The following is a 20,441-nucleotide window of genomic DNA, read 5'->3' as shown; positions in this document are numbered from 1 at the left end:
TCCGGATGCGAGTCGCCCTCATGCTCCACGTGTTATTCAGCGTTTACCTGAAGATGCTGGTGCTCTACAGCCCGTTCTTCGTGTTGTCCTGCTTCATCAGCCTGACCCGTGGCTACTCGCGCAAGGAACAGCGGCGCCTGGCCTGGAAAGTGGCAATCGCCACTTTGATCTCCAGCGTCTTGCTGTACCTGTTCGGGAGGGTGATTTTCGATGTCTTCGGGATCACTGCGGACGCATTCCGCATCGGTGCCGGCAGCGTGCTGTTCATCTCGGCATTGGGCATGGCTCAGGGCAAGCCGGTGGTGCAGAGTGATAACGTGCAACAGGACGTGACGATCGTCCCGCTGACCATCCCGCTGACCGTCGGCCCAGGCACCATCGGTGCGCTGCTGGTGATGGGCGTCAGTCAGCCGCACTGGGACGACAAACTGACCGCGATCATGAGCATCACCCTGGCCAGTTTCACCGTCGGCGTGGTGCTGTATCTGTCCAATCACATCGAACGGGTGCTCGGCGATCAGGGCCTGCAGATCGTCAGCCGGCTGATGGGCCTTTTCGTTTGCGCACTGGCGGCGCAAATCATCTTTACCGGGATCAAGGGCTACCTGGTGTCCTGAACGAAAAAAGGCTGCGGAGGACAATCTCCGCAGCCCGGTCTGATCTGCCAACTCGCGATGGCTTACTGGTCGATGGACAGCCCGATCAGCGCGCCGAGTTCCAGCACGGCTTCCGTGGCCATGGCACTCATCAGCTCCTCCAGGCTAACGGTCACCGAGATTTCGTCAGGTAACGCAATCCCGAATGTCACCTGCTGTTGCCGTGCCGCATCAAGGCTCGTGGCATTGCGCAAGATGATGCTGCTTCCCGAATCGGGATCCGTCAGCAGCAAGTGGCCGTCGGACATCGAGACCAGCCACCGCTGCATCGGCTCCAGTGTCAACGCCAGATGAATGCCTGCTTCCTCGGCGTCGACAATCAGGCAATCAAGCCGATCCCAAGTCTGTCGGACCAGTGAAAGGTAATCTGCAGATTTCGCAAACTTGAGTACCAGCGTATCGACGCCATCCGGAATCGCTACGATTCTGCCCGATGAGCCAATACCGTCGATAACCAGCGTATCTGCAATCCGGCTGACCGCTTCCACAGTCATCCATGTATCGATGGGGGTAATGTCTTCACTGACATTGCTGAACAGTCGGCCCGTCACAGGGTTATGCAGCACCAGGGTCTGATCGTTTGCCACGCCCAGATATTGTGGCCATTCACGTCCTGACACCGAGACACTGAGCAGACGGCCGGCTGCGACGTCATACCAGCTGCAAAGATTATCGCTCCTGCCCGCAAAGAGGTAAGGACCGCTACGCTGACCGGCAAGCAGTCGCGCCAGCTTTTGCTCCCGCGCCTGACGAGACTCCAGGCCATTGAAGAATTCGACTTCCACACCGACGATACGCGGTGGCTCGCCATCGGCCAGGTCGAACAGCACATGGTCATGCCGGCGGACGTGCAGGCCGGCTCCATGTGGCACGGCCCAGGCAAAAGTGTCCCGCGGCATGACTCGCTGCATCGGGGCCAGCAGGTGCGCCTGCAGCAGACGTGTCCCCGAACCGAAGGCCGCCGCCAGGCTTTCAGGTGCCATGAAGGGCTGACGATAGATTCGACCGGTTGCCCAGTCCATCATCCACGCCGCTTTTTTATCTGACGTCAGCCTCAACACGCGCATGGCTTTGCCCGCCGTGTCGGCAATCAGAAATTGCTGATCCAGATAGATGACATACAGCGATGTCTTGCCCGTTGCGTCGCTGATACCCCCGACTTCCACGCCATCGGCGGACCCGTTCTGAATGTTGGTCCCGACCGTTTCCCACCACTTGAACCCTTGCCCAGTGCGCTGCTGGCGGGCCGACAGCCATGCGTGATTGAGTCCCACCAGCCGAGTCTGGCCGTCGTCACTCATCTGGAACAGCATGCCTTCGTCAGTGAGGAGGACGTATTGTCCGCCCTGGCGGTGCACATGCTGCACCTCAAGGTGCAAGACACTTTGCGCAAACATCTCGGGCATCTGATCCACTGCGCCGATCTGCTGTCGATAAACAAGGCGATGGCCCAGATGATGAAACAACACTGTATCGCCGCTTGATTGAAGCGGATCAAGCAGCACCCAATCGAGAAAGTCAGGTGTACCTTCCGTATTGCGCAGCACAGGCCGAATGACGCGCTCATCTTCACTGCGCACCCAGGCTCGGGTGGCTTTGCGCAAATTCTCGTCGAAGGTGTCGATCGTAATCATTGCGCCCAGTGAGAATTCCACTCTCTGGTCATCAAGTACCTCATGGTATGGGTAGTCGTGCCGTCGGAGGAAATCCGAAACATTGTCGCGTCCTTCGCGAATGATCCACGGATGGTCTGAATTCATATCGGAGATCGCAGTAAGGGCGATGTAGTCTTCACCGAGCAGGTAAGTCAGCTTGTAGAAGCTTTTCCACATGTCTTCAAAGCGCTGGACCACCTGCAGCAAACCCTCTGGCGTCGCCTGAATCGAAACAATGCAGGGATTTTTTGATGAATGTATTTTCATCACCCGGTAAGTGCGCTTGATCTGCCCGGTGAGCAGATCCGTACGCCAGATGATTCCCTGCGCCGGGCAGTAATAAAACATCTCCTCGCCGGTCTTCGGGCCGATGCAGATCTGCGCCGCATACTGTGGGTCCAGTCCGCGCACCAGGTGCATGGCATCTTCGGTGTGGTCGTACCAGGCCGTGGTACGAACACCAGTCAGGGCATCGTGATAGTTGCGGATGACCGTCGGGCCATCGGCCAGACGACGGGCGCGGGAGAGTTCGCGCAAATGCTTGCGTGTGGCCGGGCCGTCGGCATCGTTGAGCGCGTCGAGTTCAGCAAAGAGCAGCGCGCCCGTTGCCCAGCCAACCTGGTAGAAGCCCTCCGCAAGTTGCAGGTACACGACACTCCTGGCGGGCACCTCCACCCGCATCGAGCCCAACTGAAAAGTATCCTGTTCCAGCTTCACCGCCGCCGCACTCACCCATGGGGCACGCAATGACCACGTCATTGGATCATCGGAGGAAACCTGCAGCCGCAACGACTTGACGCCCTCGGTCAAGGTGATCGAGCAGTGCCCGCCAGTGGCATCGATGTCATAGCAAAGGTAACCGTGCACCTCCTGCGGCAATGGGGGGACGTGCAGAAAACGCTGATCAGGGCCAATCGCAACGCTGACGCGGGTTTCCTCGTAGTTGGGCACCATTTTTTCCATGATGTACTCGGTCGGTGCCTGGTAAAAGCTGAACCAGAATTGCCGCTTGCCTGCCAGCTTGTATTTTTCCAGTGCCAAAGCCGTTTCCATGTTTTCTGTGAGCGTTGTCGCAAAAGGCAGACCTTCATGGACGAAGCCCAGGAAGCACTCCGGCACACTCGGCAGCACGACGCTTTCAACGCCCGGCGCCGTATCGAAGGAAATCGAGTCGCGAAGGTCGAGGGCCTCTCGAATGCTGAATGCCTTGCTGCGATCCCCGACGATCCTCGGCTTATGCAGAAAGGAGTAATCTTCCGCGGCGAAAATTTTGTGGCCGCCGAAGGTAATGAGCCCTTTGCGCAAATCAAGCCCGGTATAGACCGCACAAGGATTGGCAATGTAGGTATCGCCTTGCACCGAATGGCTTTGCGGTCGATAGGCCGAATGCACATCATTCAGATACCGGCCGATCCGTCTTCCACGTTCAGCCCTGGCGCTGAACCCCTCGACCAGGGCGCCGATGCCCACCGCCAGCCCGCCCAGAATCACCCCGGCGCCGCCAAGGAAGGCCGCCGCCGTGCCCGCACCGGCAACACCGGCGCCCAAAGCGCCAACACCCAGCGCCAGCCCAGCTGAATCGAAGGCCAGCTGCGTGGCATAGACCGCACGCTGGATATCGTTTTGGGCATTGACCAACAGATAAATGTCGAAGCCGATGCTGGCCAGCTGCAAAACGGTGCCGACACCTTCGTTCAAGACGCTGCCCAGCGCATTACTGACTATCGACGAGGTGGTTTTGGCCACCCGCAAACCGTCGGTAAAGGCATGACGCACCAGATTCAGCAGTTGTACTGCGTCGACCACCAGCCCGTGAGCCATCTGCGCGTAGGCCAGGTAACCGTGGATACGTACGGCCGACGTCAACGCGGTCGACCCCATCCCGGACTCTGCGCTCTGCAAGCCGAGCAGCAGGGCTTGAATGGCAAATCCGGCGTTGAGCGTGTGCACCGCACCGACATCCGTCGGATCGATCACTGGCGCCCCCGCGCGTCTGCCGGACAACGCTTCAAACGTATCGCTCAGGTAAGACTTGATCCCTGGCAGGCGCGTGTCATCGGTCTGCACTGTGCGTGTGCGCTGCGGATCACTGGCACTGACCATAGTGATTTCGCTGCGCCCTTGCGCAGTGCTCTTCAGGGAGTCGAACACCGGAACGAAGTCACGAGACAGTTGATGCTGGTCCTGTAACCGCAGGGTCGCGCTTTCGATCGTCCGCGCCCACTTGTGGCTGTCCACACTGCTCAGCGCCTGTCCCAGACGCGCGTTCTCTGACAAGGAACGCGCGCGCAAGGCGGCATGCTGACTCCAGGGTTCGACGGCACGCCCGCCACCCAGCGGATCACTGCTGAGCAAATGCTCAACGCTAATTTCCGAAGGCAACGATTTACCGGCAATGCTTGCGCCGTCGAGCTCGATGACCTCGAAAACGCTGGCAGCCCCCTGTTCCAGACCATAAAGCCTGGCAATCACTTCCTCCTGCATGAAGCGCTGGACGCCTTGTTGCAGATCCTCGATCCGGGCGAACGCATACAGCCCGAAGTTGGGATCGTAGAAGCGATAGGATGTCTCGCCTTGCGCTACAACCTTGCTCACCAGCATCGAATGATTGTCTGTGTTGAGCAACAGGCTGCCGGCAGCGGTTTTCGCTTCCAGCGTCGGCATCACAGTGGCCAGGTTCGCCGCCGGCCTCTTCTCGCCGAATCGCGCCATGGGTACGCCACGCAACTCGTCCAGCACCTTGAGCAGGGCATGGGCTTGCGGTGCGTCGGGAGTGAGATTGGCAATCGCCAGTTTGCCGATCAGCGCGCGCTCGGCGGAAGCGCCTTTCTCCAGCGCGGCGGCCATCACCAGCGCCAGTGGATAGCAGCGTCGGCCCGGATCCCCCGCACCGCGCAACAACAAATCCTGCGGCAATTGTCTGGCTGTATGCGCACCCGCCTCGAAGAACGCCTCGCGCACTGCCGCACCCCGCGCAAGGATCGACGCCCGTCGCTCATTCACGGCGGCGACTTCGACCCGATTCACGTACTCGCGCCATTGCCGCACGCTGATCGGTTCGGCAAATGCCTGCGCCTTCAGCACCCTGGAGTTCTGCCCGAGCGATTCGCGCTCAGATGCATTGACTCGTGCCTCGACCGGTGCAGGATCGCGACTGAGCAGTGTCTGTTCGATCACCTCGTAGCGCGCGACCAGGCCACGGTCGCGCGTATCTTCGGCAAAGGCGACGGTGGTTGCCCAGGCGTCTGCGAACCCGACCTGATCCAGTGTTGCGGCACCGAACAGGCCGCCGAACATCACCCGATGCAACGGGCTCAACTGATCCAGCGGCAACTTGCCCGCCGCGATGCGCGCCAAGGCCTCGTTGAGATTACCCAGTGACTCGGCCCCCATGGACGTTGGAGCTTTGTCGACTGTCTGGTTCAGCACCTGCTGTCGAGCATCAAAATCGAGGCGGATGGGGACGTTGAACGTCACATCACCGGTCAAGCGGTCATTCATGGCCCGTACAAACGGCTCACCCAGATCATCCAGCAGTTGCTGCAGGACCGAAGTCAGCAACACTGATTTTCCTTCTATGACCGGCCAGCCAAGTTTGAACGTGAGGGTCCGCTCTTTCAGCAAGTCGGCCAGATTACCGGCGTAGCGCGACTTGATCTTGCCCGAATTCCACTTCTCATGTTCTTTTGCCAGCCAGTCTTCGGGGGTACCTTTCACGGCCCAACCGGAGATCATTTCCTCTTCGGTGAAGACGTTGAAGCCCTCGACCTGCTTCAGGTGTTTGCGAATCGTGGGCAGTTGCTCATGCTGCATGTCTCTTTCGACATAGCCGACTACACCGCTTTGAAGCGCACCTGGTCCGGTCATGTCGATAGTGCCCAAGGCGTCGAGACGAATTCCGTCCTGGTAATAACCGGCGATGGCCCTTACGAGTCGGTCGGGGGAATAGCCAGACGAACTTGGCAAGCGCCCGTCAGCCTGGGCTTCAAGTACGACCTTGACTGTAATATCCAGGACTGCCGCCACATCTGATGGCGTCACGCCTGCGAGCCCCATGCGGCGCTCAACCTCATACAGGCAGTCATAGTTCGTCCGGATCAAGTGCATGCTCGCATTGACCATGCCGCTGCCAGGGTGAGCCAGAACATAGGCATTCATTTCACTCGCCGACGGATCGCCCCAGGCCGCGCCACGCCCGATGGCATCCTGGGGCAAAGACGTCGACAGTGGCGAAGCAAAAATCTGCTTGGCACCCGGCCTGCTGCGGGCGAATGCGCTCAGTGCCTCGAGATGTTCGGCGGGAATATGCCCGGTTCTGTCGACATAACGTTGCCGATCCCGCCCCGGCATCAAGGCATCGTCATGGTTGAGCAGTAACTGCAGGACACCGATCTTCGCGTCTGTGCTGAAACCACTGATGTCCACGCCGCCCGGCCTCTCGATCAGCGGTGGCAAATAATCCATGTCGCTGTAACGCCCGCCCTCGAGAAACTCGGCCTGCAGTCGCACCACATCACTGGCAGCAGCAAAGTTGCCGCGCATGGCGACTTCGCGCTGGTAGACGTCAGCCAGAAAATGACTGGCAAACTCCTGGCGAACATCGCGCAGGCGCAAGTCCTCACCCACCATGGCCTGATGCGAATCCAGACATTTCTGGCGGAAGGCTTCGAGCGTCGCACGATCCTTGCCATAACCCCGCACCATCAGGTCGATCCGGGCCTCGTCTGCGCGTCCGGCCCAGCGTGGCTGATTCAGGTAGTCGAACATCTGCTGTTTGAGTACCCGGGCGCGGTCCTCAATCATGCTCGACAGCACCGTTGGTTTTACCTCTTTGTCCTTTAATGCCTCCATCGTGTGCGCACGGGCACTGTCAAGAATCACCCGATTCATTTCAAAGGCCAGCAGTGCGTCACTGTCATACCAGAGATTGAATGCATATCCCTGCGACGCCAGTACCTTGCGCCAGATGTTCATGTAATCGCGCTGATTCGGCCCGACCTCACTGCCACCGACCCAGACAAAATGCATGATGCGCGGTATCGGTTTGCCAGCGGAGAGCATCTTCACAGTCGCACTCAAGCGGCGGTCGTAGTCGCCCAGTTTCAGGCGCAGTTTATTGACCTGAGCATCCGCGGCGTCCAGCTGTGTTGATTCAATCGCGTCCTTGAGCAATCTGATCGCTATCAATTGTTCTGCAAGACTGGTAGCCGCCGTAGCTCCGTCGTAGTAGCGCAAAGGAGCCTCCCCCAGGCTACCGCTGACGGACTCAAATTCTGTACGCGCAACAAGATCGGCGAACACTCTGCCCATCGTGACTTCATCCATAATGCTCAATGCAATTTCCTTTTTTTTGGCCAAACGAACCCATCGCGACGACATGAGCCGTCGCGACACAGAGAAAAAACAAACTTCAAAAAAAACCAACGAAGACTTTCGTCAGGCCGGCACCGCTCCCAGCAACTGCGCCAGCGTTGCACTGCCGTCGGCGTCCTCGGCTTCGACGATTTCCCGCAGCCTGTGCACCAGGCTCGATACCGCATAGGAACGCCCGCCCTCGAACCCGAGGAAGACGTCGCCGCGCATCGCCGGATCCGCCGAGCACACATCCCGCAGGATCAGGCTGTGCTGGCGATCCGGGTCGACGATCAGCAAGTGCTCGTCGACAAACGACAGTTGCAGTTTTTGCGGTGCGTCCAGCGCCCAGACCAGCTTGCCGGGAATCGCCGGAACCTCGCCCAGTGGGTGCCGACAATCGACAATCACCGAGTCCAGCCGCAACCAGCAGGCCCTCGACAGGTGGTACGTGACGCCGCCCTGCCCCAGGCGCAACACCAGACAGCTCACGTCATCAGCGATCAGTGGCAACAGGTCTTCGACCTTGTTCTGCCCCTCGACCACCAACACCTCGGCGTCGCGCCGCACGTATTCGAAAGGGCCGATGCTCTGCTGACCGGGATAGACGTGCACGCGGTGTGCCCGACGCTCGTGCAACAACACGTGCCGATGGCGGGTGCCGAGCAATTCGCAATCGTGCGGCAGATCCCGGCCCGCTACCCGGATCAGTTGTGCATTCGCCACGTCGTACCATTGCAGGTTGCCCGCGCCAGACTCCACGGCGATGTAGGGCTCATGCCCGGCGGTTTCCAGCAATGCCTGCAGAGACTCCGGCATATGTTCCGCATGCTCGCTTGCCCAGTGACGATCAACGCCAATGATCTTTTCAGCTTCCTGATATCGCAGCTTGAGTGACACGCCGTCGACCGATGTCCCGCACAGACCGGAACCGTCATTGCGCACGGCACTGAACCGCCAGTCGTCCCACTCGGCCTGCGGTGCCGGCAGCAGCTCGCTTGCCATTAACTGTGCGCCGCTGCCGAACGCTGGTTCGAGCTGCCGACTGTCGAAGAACAGCTGACTCCAGATCTCACCGCTGGCGACGTCAAACAGCCAGGCCGCCTGGTTGTCCGGTGTGACCCCGAGTAAACGCATTTCCCGTTCGTGCCCCGGATCGCACAGCAGCAAGCGGTTATCCACATACCAGGCACACAGGCTGCGATCACCGGTGGCACTGCGCAGACCCAGAATGGCGAAACTGTTGACCGGGTACGTCGTCGCCAGCGTTTCGAGTGCCTGCCACCACTGTGCGCGCCCCCTGAGCCAGCGCTCACTCAAGCCACCCAGGTGCACTTCACCCTCTGCGGTCAGGTTGAAGAACAGACCGTCATCGGTCAGTGCCAGATACCCGTCCTGCAGCGGCACCACATCATTGAGCCCGTCGGGTTGCAGCCATTGATGCGTCCATTGCGCCGGCCAGCGCTCGCTGCCAGCAGGCGCGCTCTTTTGCACCTTGCACAGTTTTTGCGCCAGCCGGTCGTAGATGAAAAACAGCTCCTGCTCATCGTTGACCGGCAGAAGCAGCAGATCACCAAGCTGTTTGATCGAATCGACCCAGCCGCGGTCATGCCCGAAGGCAAACGGATGAATGCACAACAGGTCACGGCTGCGAATCCAGACCAGGTCACGTTTGCCCGGATCGAACGCCCAGCAGACCGACACGTAGGCGGCCGGTTGCCAGTCGACGGTGCTGACGCCTGCGCGTTCGGGCACCGGCGGTAACGTGAAATAGTGACCAAGCACCACCGACCAATGCGTCAAGGTCGGACTGGCGAACACTCGGTGGCCCAGCTCACGGTCCACTTCTCGGGTAACCGCAACCAGCTGCAGTTGGCCCTCATGGATCAGGTAATTGAATTGCGTGGCATGCCGATCGGCCCCCAACCATTGCTGTTCGATATGAATCACGCCCTGCGCATCGACCTCAATACGCCGAACGCTGCACTGCCCCTCCATGACAAGCAGACGGTAGCGGCATTTGAGCAAACCGCTGACAGCATCGATCTGCCAGATATCGTAGTTGTGCACCTCATAGAAGAATGCAGAATCGCCGACCACCGCCGCCAGCAGCATTTCATCGGCAGCCAGTACCTCTTCACTGCGGATGTACAGGAAGCGATCCTCGGCAGCGTCGTACCAGGCCGTGGTGTGGCGCGGTTGTCCCTGGGGTTCGAAAGGAATCGGAAAGTGATGAACCGGCGTGTAAGGCAGCACCAGTCGATGCTCCCGGGCCAGCGTCTGGTAATGCGTGAGGATTGACTGTTCATTCTCCCCGGCTGGCGCGCTCTGCTCGATAATGTCCAGTCGTCCGTCACTGCGGTTGACCTTGAACGATTGCCGCCCGGTCAGTTGCAGAATGACCTCATGCCGTCCTCTGCCGCTGAACGTCACCTTCACGCCGCCCACAGAAAGAACCCCGCCGACGTCGATCCGCACATCCCTCTCGGTGGCCCAGGCAGCTACCAGATTCCAGCGGCACTGCTGCAGGCTGGGAGACTGCAACTGGACATTGACCCCGCGATTGAGGATCAGTGAACAGGCGCCGCCCGCACCTTCGATGCGGTACGACACCTTGTCGTGCCAGACCGGTGGCGTCATTGGCACCGCCAGTGCACGTTCGTGGGCATCCAGCCGCACCTCGATCACGGTGGGCCGATACGACGGTGCGAGACGGTTGATGATGTAGTGCACGGGAAAGGAGTAGAACGAAAACAGAAACCGCCATTGGCCAGCCGCATCCTTCTTCTCCAGCTTGCGGGCGGTATCGAAGCCCGTGTCGTGACGCAGCGTCGAGAATGGCAGCGCCTTGTATTCGTAACCGTAGTACGTGGTCGGCGTACACGGCAGGACGACCAGTTGCGTAGTCGGCGGATCGAAGTGGATGTAGCCGGGAAGCCCCAGTTCACGCCGCAGATCGAGCGCTTGTTGATCATCCGGATTGAAATCCGGCACCCCGAAATGGTCGCGCAGCCGATACACCTTCGGACTGTCGAGCACCAGCATTGCACGATTGAAGTCCAGGCTCTGGACGACCAGCGAGGGATGAGCGACCCACGCCCCGAGCCCGTCGTCATAGCGATAACCGACACCCCGACAGGCCCGCTCCAGATCATCGAAGAACAGCCCGACCTCCTGCGCCTGCTCAGCGATCCTGGCGAACCCCTGGGCCAGGGCCGCCACACCCACGGCCAGTCCGCCCAGAATCACCCCGGCTCCACCGAGCACGGCTGCCGCTGTTGCCGCACCCGCCGTGGCGGCTCCCAGACCACCGGCGGTCAACGCCAGACTGGCGGAGTCGAAGGCCAGCTGGGTGCCGAACTGCGCGCGCTCGACCTCGCTGTCCGCCGTCGCCAATTGATAGATGTCGAAGCCGACATTGGCCAGCCCCAGCACCGCGCCCACACCTTCGTTGGCCACATGTCCCAGCGCCTCGCCAACCACCGGCGCACAGGTGCGGGCGATGATCTTCTCTTCATTGAGTGCGGTTTTGATCAGACTGATCAGGCCGGCGACATCCGTGACATTGCCATGCACCAACTGCGCGTAATTGACGTAAGCGTGCAACCTCACGGCGGTGGTCAAGGTGCGGTCTTCTCCCTCTCGTCCACGCAAGACGTTCATCAGTGCCTGGATGGTGAAGCCGGTATTGAGCGTGTGTACGGCACCCGCCTCTGCCATCTGTGGCGAGGCTCGGGTGCCCAGTGCCGAAAACTGCTCCGACAGATAATTTCTGATGCGCAGCAGACGATGATCGGTGCTCACCACCTGCACCACATGCTCGGCCTGCGTGGGATCGACCAGGTTGATCCGGTACTCGCCGGCGGGCGTCATCTCCAGGGTTTCGAACAACGGCACCAGCGGTTTTGCCGCAGCATGCAAGTGCTGTATAGCGTCAGTCGCCTGGGCAATCTGCTGTCCCCACCACTGGCTGTCCAGATCGCGCAGGCTGCGCCCCAGGTGCGGATTGCTGACCAGCGAATGTCCGCGAGCACTGTTCAGGCGCCGACGGATCGGTCGCGGTGTATGCTCCGGCAGCACATTGTCGGATTCCAGCAATTGCCCGACGCGCAAACCGCCGGACAGATCCAGCGCCGCTATCTTTTGTCCCTGCAGCTCGATCAGATCAAACGTCGGGCGCGCGTCGTCGCCATAGGCCGCATAGTATTTCGCCATGCCCTGTTTCTGGAAAAGGTCGGTCAGTGCCAGTTGGAACTGGTCAGGCTGGCTGAACTCGAACACGCCGAAATTGGGGTCATAGAAATGATAGGTGGCGTGCCCACCATTGAAGATTTTCGCCACCAGCATGGCGTGGTTGTCCGAGTTGAGCATCAGCGTGCGCGAGCTGGCGAACGCTTCCAGCGTGGTGCCGAGCTGCTGCAGATCGACGCGCCCCAGCGGCTTGCCGATGTCGTGCAATTGCACGCCACGCAACTCTTCGAGTGCCTCCAGAAACACCATTGAATCGTGCTGCTGCGGCTCGGCAGTGGCCAGGAAGAATCGCTCACGCAAGCGTCGCGACGCCGCCACGCCGTGCTCCAGAGCAGCACTCATGATCAGCGCCAGCGGGTAACAGCGGCCACCGGGATCACCCGCCCCCTGGAGCAACAGATCCTGTGGCACCAGTTTGACGTCACTGGCCTCGATTTGCCCCAGTACCTGACCCAGCCGCAGGATCACCTGTTCACGATGCTCGCGGGTGGCGATGGTCTGGATATGGGCAACATGACGCCCCCATTGAAACAGCGTGTGCGCCTGCGACAGCGCGGCTCGTTTCAACGTCAACGCGCTGTCCGACGAGACCATCGGCTGGTCGACATGGCTGGCGAGACCGGCCATGAACTGCGGCGCCCGATGCTGATACAGATGGCGTTCAATGGCCGCATAACGCACCGATGCTCCGACCTCGGCAACGCTGTTGGCGAGGTTGTCGAGCTCGGGGGCAAGTTGCGTGAAGCTTGAGTTATCCAGTGAGCGTATGCCGAGCATCTGTCCCAACACTACCCGTTGCAAGGGACTGATCTGGAAGAACTGCAGCGCACCCTCGGCAATGCCGCTTAGCAACTCATCCAGCGCCAGCCCCTGAATCCGCGCATCGCTGAGCGACGCCGGAGCTTGCAGAGTGACGGGTTGGGCCTTGATGGCCTGACGATCGTCGAACCCCAGACCCGGCCCTTCGGGAAAAACCAGCGGACCGTTATGACCTTGCCTCATCGCCGCCACAAACGGTGCACCGAGTCGGTCGATCATCCCTTGCAAGACCTCCGTCAATAACACTGGGCGTCCCTCGATGAGCGGCCAACCCTCTTCGAACACCACAGTCTGCTGTTTGAGCAGGGCAGCAACATTACCGCTGTAGCGGACACTGAACTGTCCTTGCCGCCAACGCTGCTGTTCGTCGACAACCCATTGTTCATCATCGCTGGCGTTGTCTTTCCACGAGTGATCCTGCTCCTCCTCGGTCTTGTCGTTGATCATCCAGAGCGGATCGATGGCAGTCTCGACGCGCACTGTTTCATCTTCGCGCGGGACGAAGTTGTGCCGTTCGTAATCGCGCATGCCAGCGCGCATCGCGGCCGGACCAGTCAGAAAAATTGTCCATTCGCTCTGCGGGAGGATACCGTCTTCGAAATATCCAGCGACCGCCAGAATCAGTTCGTTCGCCGCTGCATGCTCGATCGAGGACAACGCGTCAATAGAGCCGCAGTTTTGCTCGAATACCTCACGCGCAAGCGTCGACATGCCGTAAAAATTGCTCAGCGCAACACCGCGCTTGGCCGCCAGCCGAGCCGTCAGTGCGATGAAGTCATAATTGAAGCGAAACCGGTCGATCACGCTTTTGAGCATCGGCGATCGGGCATGGGCCATCAGGAAGGAATTGCTCAGCGAGCTCTGCACAGCAACTGCCCGCAAGTCCTGTGGGCGGACGAGCAGCTCGGCCGGCGCCTGGAACACCTCATTCAGCGCCGGTCGTTGTCGGGCAAACGCCTCAAGCGCGGCGCGGTGTTGTTCGGGAATACTTGCCAGATAATCAGTGTACTGGTGGCGCAGAGCCTCGCGTGCAGGCATCCAGTGCCGATTGTGATCGAGCAGCAGTTGCAGAACGCCAACGCGTGACCGAGGGTCAAATCCGCTGATATCAACGCCTCCCAGGGTCTTGACCAGTGGCGGCAGATTATCAACATCGGCATATCCGCCGCCCTCTTCGTAAAGGGCCTCGGCGCGCACCACATCGGAAGCAGCGGCCAGATTGCCGCGCAACCGGATTTCGCGCTCGTAGATATCCTGCAATTGCAGCGGAGTATCCAGGGCGTTCAAGTCGCGCAACTGCAGGTCGTCTCCTGCGAGCTCCAGCAGACTGCGGCGGTTTTGCTCGATCAGCGCCTCCAGTTGCGCGGCGTCCTGCCCATAGGCGCGGGCCAACAGATCGACGCGTGCGTCATCAGCTGAAAGTCCCCGCTCCAGTGCGGCATCGATATGCATGGACATCTGTTGTTTAAGGACGATGGCCCGTTCTTCGTACAGCGTGCCCAGCTGATCTTTGGAAACACTGTCGCTGCCACCCTGTTGCAGGGCGTCTGCCTTGGCCGCCTCGACGATCAGCCTGTTGGTTTGCCAGGCCAACAACGCGTCGCTGTCGTACCAGAGATGGAGGCTGTAACCTTGCCCGTTCAGCACCTGTTTCCAGATGTTGAGATAGTCACGCTGGATCGCGCCCAGTCCTCCACCGAGCCAGACAAAGTGCAGATTCTTCGGTACGGCAGTCGGGGGGCTCTTCGCGTACGCCAGGCTGTTTTGCAACCGGACCTCGAAAGCCTGGATGCTGTTATAGATGCGCGATAACTGTGCAGGCTGGCTATCGGGTTGCGAGTATATATGTGGCGAACCGATCAACTGGCCGATCGACTGCTTGAGCAGTGCCAAAGGCTCGATCAGTCGTGGAGAATCGAGCAAGCCGATACAGGCAAAGTAATAACGCCACACTGACTGATAGGATTCACTGCCCCTGTGCGCCGACATGGCCTGTTCCAGATCCGCCTGTTTGAACAGTTTGATGAATTTGACAAACCCGCTGGCGTCTTGAGTTCTTCGGTCCTGCATGAAAGTTGCTCCTTGGCCCTGACCAATAACGAAAGTGCCCGCTGGCACTTGCATAGCGGCCAAACTAACTTCTGGCGAATCGGAGCTCAAACTTCAAAACTTTCAATACATGTCAAAACAAACAACTGAAAAGCAACTGATAACGCATGTAACGGCAACAAGCTATTTCCACAATCAATATATGAATCAAACAAGTCTGAGCAGAGCCCGAAATTACCAAGACTGCAATTTCAGGCCTGTCTATAAGTGTTCAAGATAAATCGAACAGAATGTAAGCAAAGAGAAAGCTCTCACACAGAAGCGGAGCAGATCGTACAGGTCGCGTTGAACAATATGACGCGGTCAGATCCGGAAACAATCTGTGCGGGAGATCGCGGTTGGCGAGGCAGCAAGCTCCCTCGCCAACGGCTCAGGACTGCGGCTTTTCGCCGTACCAGCGCGGCGTGTAGACCCACTCGCCCCCGTCCGCTTTGGCAAAGGTGCAAGTGGTCGAGGAACCGATCAGGACCATGGTGCGCATGTCCACCTGATCCGTGGTCAGTTGCCCCAGTGTCGTCACGCGCAGGGTTTGCCCCGGGCGACCGATGTCGCGCCCCAGCACCACAGGCGTAGCCGCAGTGCGATGCTGCGCGACGATTTCCAGCGCACGCCCCAATTGCCACGGGCGCGCCCGGGAGATCGGGTTATAGAAGGCCAGGGCCAGATCGGCCTCCGCCGCCAGATCCAGACGCTTTTCAATGATCGACCACGGCTTGAGGTTGTCCGACAGCGACATCACGCAGAAATCATGACCCAGCGGCGCCCCCGCTTGCGCAGCCGTGGCGAGCGAGGCGGATACACCTGGCAGGATTTCCAGCTCGACACTGTGCCAGGCCGGATCGGTCGACTCGTGCAACGCTTCGAGCACCGCCGCGGCCATGGCGAACACGCCGGGATCGCCGGACGAGACCACGATCACCGAACGGCCCTCGGCCGCCAGCCGGAAGGCGTGGCGGGCGCGCTGCATTTCTTCGCGATTGTCGGTGCAGTGCTGCACCTGATCATCGCGGAACGGACCGGCCATGCGCACATAGGTTTCGTAGCCGAGCACATCGGTGGCCCGCGCCAGTTCCGCCTTGACCGCAGGCACCATCAACTCGGCAGCGCCGGGGCCAAGGCCGATCACCGCCAGGCGCCCACGTTGACGACCGATCTGCGCGACGTCGAGCGGCTGTTCGGCGCGCGCAATCGCCAGACCGTTGGCATTGCTGATCGCGGCCTGCGGCAGTGCCTGACGAGCCAACTCGCCGAGGTCTTTCTGCGCCGCGACAAAGCGCAGCGGCACTCCCAGTTCGAGGGCGGCTTCACGCAGTCTGGCCGACGCCACTTCAGTGTCAGCCGCCAGCAGACAGGCCAGCGACTGCCGCGCAACCCCGGCCTGCTGCAATGCGGCGCGCACGGCATGCGGCAGATCATCCAACTGCGCACTCACCGCCACCGCCACACTGCGTGGATAGATCAGCAGCTCATTGGCGCTCGCTGCACGCTCGGCACTGCCAACATGAATCGAGCGCTGCGCCTGCGGGTCTTGCGGCAACTGCGCCTGCTCCAGCCACGGCGCGGCGCCTTCGATGCGCACGCTGTGCCCGGCCAGCAGATCGGAAACGAAACGCTTGCCCAGCTCCAGATCAGCCAGCGCATAACCGCTGGGTGGATTGAGCAGACAAGTGCCAAAGCGCAATTCGCCACTGGTGGTGATCGCCGCGGCGACCTGCAATGCGGCACCGATTTCCCGGGCCATGACATTCACTCCGCCGAGGCCGCCGAGCAGCGGCACCACAGCGCTGCCGTCTTCGGCAACAGCGAGTACCGCCGGTTCAGCGCCCTTCTCCAGCAGCAACGGCGCCAGGGTGCGGATGACAATGCCGGCCGCACACAGGGCGATGATCGGCGTGTCTCGCTGGTACAGCTCACGTAGGGTCGCGCCGAATTCCTGATAACTGCAGTCGGCGCCTTCGACGCGCCCGGCGAGGCCATGGATCTGCGCCGTCGGATACAACTGCTGGATCCGCCGTGCGGTGGCGAGCGCGCCTTGTCCGAGGATGACAATGGCCGGTGTGGATGGCGTCATCAACCTTGCCACCGTTCGCCCGGGACGATGATCAGCGAGAAGTACGGCGAGGACATCGGCTCGACCTGATCCAGCGGCACGATCTTCTGATTGGCCATGGTCGCGCGTTCGACGTACAGCGCCCGCTCGGCCAGACCGAGCTCTTCAAGTACTGCACGGACTTTGGGAAAGTTGCGCCCCAGCTTCATGATCACCGCCGCATCGGCGTCGGCCAGGCGCCGCTTCAGATCCTCGTGCGGCAAGACGCCGGAGAGCACCGACAGACTCTGGTTGCGATACACCAACGGCGCACCGAGCACCGAGGCGCCGCCGAGCATCGAGCACACGCCCGGCACCACTTCGGCTTCATAGCGCGTGGACAACCGGTCATGCAGATACATGTAGGAGCCGTAGAAGAATGGATCGCCTTCACAGATCACCGCCACATCGCGGCCGGCGTCCAGATGCGCAGCCACTGTCTCGGAGGCTTCATCGTAGAAGTCGCTGATCACCTGTTCATAGGACAGTGGCGCCGGCAGCACTTCGGTGGTCACCGGGTACACCAGCGGCAACAGATTCTGCGCGTCCTGCAGGTGCGCTTCGATGATGCCGAACGCGTTGCCCTTCTTGCCCTTGGCGACAAAGTACGCCACCACTGGCGACTCGCGCAGCAGACGCAGGGCTTTGACGGTAATCAGTTCCGGATCACCGGGGCCCACACCGAGGCCGATCAGACGTCCTTTGGCCTGCATCATTCGATCTCCGTGGCGAGGGCATTGACTGCGGCTGCGGCCATGGCGCTGCCGCCGAGCCGGCCTTGCATGATCACGAACGGTACGCCGCGACTGTCAGCCGCCAGCGCCGCTTTCGATTCGGCGGCGCCGACGAAGCCCACCGGGAAGCCGAGGATCAGCGCCGGTTTCGGTGCGCCGGCGTCGAGCATTTCCAGCAGGTAAAACAGTGCGGTCGGCGCGTTGCCGATCACCACCACGCTGCCTTCCAGGTGCGGACGCCACAGTTCCAGCGCCGCCGCCGAGCGGGTGTTGCCCAACTCGCGGGCCAGATCCGGCACGCTGTCGTCGCGCAAGGTGCAGATCACCTGATTGTTGGCCGGCAGACGGGCGCGGGTCACGCCTTCGGAGACCATCCGCGCATCGCACAGGATCGGCGCACCGGCCGCCAGCGCATCGCGCCCGGCCTTGCCGGCACCTTCGGAGAACAGCAGACCATCGACGGCCTCGACCATGCCGCAGGCGTGGATCACCCGCACCGCGAGTTTTTCCAGATCGGCCGGGATGCGCGCCAGATTGGCCTCGCTGCGAATGATCGCGAAGGAGTTGCGATAGATCTCCTGACCGTCGCGGATGTAATCAAGCATCAAGGGGGCTCCGTGAGCGGGCGTCGAGCAGGATCGCGGCCGCTTCAATAGTAAGGTTGCGTGCGTGCAGCGTGCCGAAACCCGGCAGCGCTGCATCGCGAAAATAGAGATCGTAATGACCGGGGTTGACCGCCAGCAATGTCGCCGCTGCGCGATGGGCCGCCGCGCAAGAGCGCGGGCAACCGGACAGGTGCACGTGCTGCGCCTGTGGCAGCAGCGTCGCCAGCAGCCGCGCATCATGTTTGGTATCGGCCAGGCCTTTGCCGCAGCCGCTGGAGCCGGTGCAGGCAATCAGTCGGGACAGCGGCTCGCCGGCGTCGGTCAGCCAGTGCAATTGCGTCAGGTGTTGCAGGACTCGCGCCGCGTCGGCGGGCTTCACGTTCGGCAGCAGCAGACTTTGCCAAGGTGTGAAACGCAGGCTGCCATCCCCGAACTCGCGGGCCAGTCGAGCCGCACCGCGCAGCATGGCCGGATCGAGACGGCCAAGCGCCGGCACCGCACCGACATATACCCGGTCGTCAGCATTTTGCCGGTGGACACCGATGTGCAGAGCATCCGCCAGCGGCGTGCGCTGTCGAGCAACAGCAGCTTTGATCGCCACGCGTTCGCGCAACTGTTCGAGAAACGCCTGCAGCGGCAGTTCATCGAGCAAATGGCGCATGCGCGTCTGCTCCGGTCGTGCCAGATCAAGGAACAACTCCAGCACCGCGACCACCAGCGCATGGCCGCTATCCAGTGTCACAACACCGGCCGCATGATCGGTCGGGCAGCCGGACAGGCCGAACGCCAACAATATTTCACCGTCATGCTCGAACGCCGACAGCCACAGATCATGCGGATGCTTGAGCATCGCCAACGCCTCAGCGCCGTCCAGTTGCACGGCGAACTTGGCGCTCAATTCGTGAAAACGCGGATGCGTCTGCAATGTCGCCAGAATCTGTTCGGCCAAAGGGCGGGTATCGAACAGCAACTGCTGATCGATCCCGGCACTCGGGCTGAGCATCAGGTTGCGCACATCGTCGCCCGCTGCGGTTTGCGGCCCCAGGCCGGCGGTCAGCAAACTGTCGATCAATGCCGCTGACTGCTCGCCGATGCCGCGAATCTGCAGATTGGCGCGGTTGGTCGCCTCGATCGCGCCACTGGCAAAACGCTCGGCGGCATCGGCCACCGCGGCGGCCTGATCAGCGGTGATCGAGCCGCCATTGAGCTTGATCCGGCAGATACCGCCATCCAGCGCCTGGACAATACGCAGCAACCCCGGACAAGCCGAGGGGCGCAGAGCGGTGGACATAGAGCGTTCGTTCAAGGGATGACCGGCTGGCTGGCAGCGCTGTGGTGGGCGAAAGGTCGCCATTATGCCTGCTTTGCCCGAGCGCATGAAAATGCCTGCCGGTCGGAAACTGCGGCTTTTCAGAGTTCGACCTCTTCAAGGTCAGCCACACTCTCGCGAATCGCCTGATCTACAACGTCCCGGTTTTTGTCGATGTCCCGGCGATTGATCACCATTCTTCTGGCGCGGATGTCCAGTTGCGACATCGGTTGATGGACCTGCCAGAACAGGTAGTTGGTACTCAATACCAACTTGAAAAAGCGGATTTGGCTGAACACCACAACCAACTCGCCGTTGGCGTTCTGACTGACCGGTACAATGTGCGAGGTGAAGGCCTTGCCACTCAGGGCGGTAAACTTTTGCAGTAGCGCTACATCTTTTTCAAGCGCTGCCAGCCCGGCTTCAACCTGCGCTAGTTGAACGCTCGCGAGCAAGGGTGCTGTCGACCGCCGCCACGCCTCCTGCACACTTCCGGAAAACGCCTCCTGGACCAGCACCACCGGTTTCTCCTCCTGTTTCCAGCCACATGACCACAGGCCTCCGACAAAGTAATCGAACCACTCTGCAGGCTGAAGGCTGCTGTCACAACGGCTGTCCGCCGCAATCTGCGCGAGATAAATGCAGTTCCTCACAAATCTGTTATCGGCCTCTGCACGCCCCTCCAGCCCGACGAACAACATATTATTAACGGCAACTGCATTATTCTGACTTAAACGTGTAGCTGAATTGATATCCATATCGCCCCCCTGCCAACTTGGCACGTATTAAATTTATAGCTTCATTGCGCCAGACTTATTAAAAAGAACTGACTTGAATCAAACTAACAAAAACAGAAGTTTAA

At 60.5% G+C, this 20,441-nt stretch carries 8 protein-coding genes; 1 reads left to right on the top strand and 7 read right to left on the bottom strand.

Annotation, left to right across the window (positions count from 1 at the left end; genetic code table 11):
- The first annotated feature begins 20 nt into the window (after nucleotides 1-20).
- Nucleotides 21-617: a MarC family protein gene (locus AC1RBR_RS03305; protein ID WP_027613585.1), complete on the top strand. Its 597-nt coding sequence runs from the start codon at nucleotides 21-23 to the stop codon at nucleotides 615-617.
- A gap of 62 nt (nucleotides 618-679) precedes the next feature.
- Here AC1RBR_RS03305 and AC1RBR_RS03300 read toward each other — a convergent pair whose 3' ends face one another.
- From AC1RBR_RS03300 to AC1RBR_RS03270, 7 genes are all read right to left on the bottom strand, one after another.
- Nucleotides 680-7,636: a TcdA/TcdB pore-forming domain-containing protein gene (locus AC1RBR_RS03300; protein WP_492567216.1), complete on the bottom strand. Its 6,957-nt coding sequence runs from the start codon at nucleotides 7,634-7,636 to the stop codon at nucleotides 680-682.
- Between the two features lie 111 nt (nucleotides 7,637-7,747).
- Entirely contained in the window at nucleotides 7,748-14,803 is a 7,056-nt protein-coding gene (locus tag AC1RBR_RS03295) for a TcdA/TcdB pore-forming domain-containing protein (RefSeq protein ID WP_492562977.1), read from the bottom strand.
- Nucleotides 14,804-15,212: 409 nt separating this feature from the next.
- On the bottom strand, nucleotides 15,213-16,913 hold the full coding sequence (cobJ, locus tag AC1RBR_RS03290) for a precorrin-3B C(17)-methyltransferase (protein ID WP_492562975.1): 1,701 nt from the start codon (nucleotides 16,911-16,913) through the stop codon (nucleotides 15,213-15,215).
- Nucleotides 16,913-17,647, bottom strand: coding sequence for a precorrin-2 C(20)-methyltransferase (locus AC1RBR_RS03285; protein WP_095138175.1), 735 nt, complete (start codon nucleotides 17,645-17,647; stop codon nucleotides 16,913-16,915). Before AC1RBR_RS03285 ends, cobJ begins: the two co-directional genes overlap by 1 nt.
- Entirely contained in the window at nucleotides 17,644-18,270 is a 627-nt protein-coding gene (locus tag AC1RBR_RS03280) for a precorrin-8X methylmutase (RefSeq protein ID WP_492562974.1), read from the bottom strand. Before AC1RBR_RS03280 ends, AC1RBR_RS03285 begins: the two co-directional genes overlap by 4 nt.
- Nucleotides 18,263-19,561 (bottom strand): precorrin-3B synthase, encoded by a 1,299-nt coding sequence (cobG, locus tag AC1RBR_RS03275; RefSeq protein ID WP_492562972.1) that lies wholly within the window; start codon nucleotides 19,559-19,561, stop codon nucleotides 18,263-18,265. The genes AC1RBR_RS03280 and cobG overlap by 8 nt, the downstream gene beginning before the upstream one ends.
- Before the next feature lie 119 nt (nucleotides 19,562-19,680).
- Nucleotides 19,681-20,337, bottom strand: a complete 657-nt coding sequence (locus AC1RBR_RS03270; protein WP_492562970.1) for a hypothetical protein — start codon at nucleotides 20,335-20,337, stop codon at nucleotides 19,681-19,683.
- Nucleotides 20,338-20,441: the final 104 nt, after the last annotated feature.

It is taken from the genome of Pseudomonas sp. GW823-FHT01D03 (genome assembly GCF_058798255.1).
Note: the sequence above shows the minus strand (reverse complement) of the source record. Positions and strands in the feature narration are given on the sequence as shown.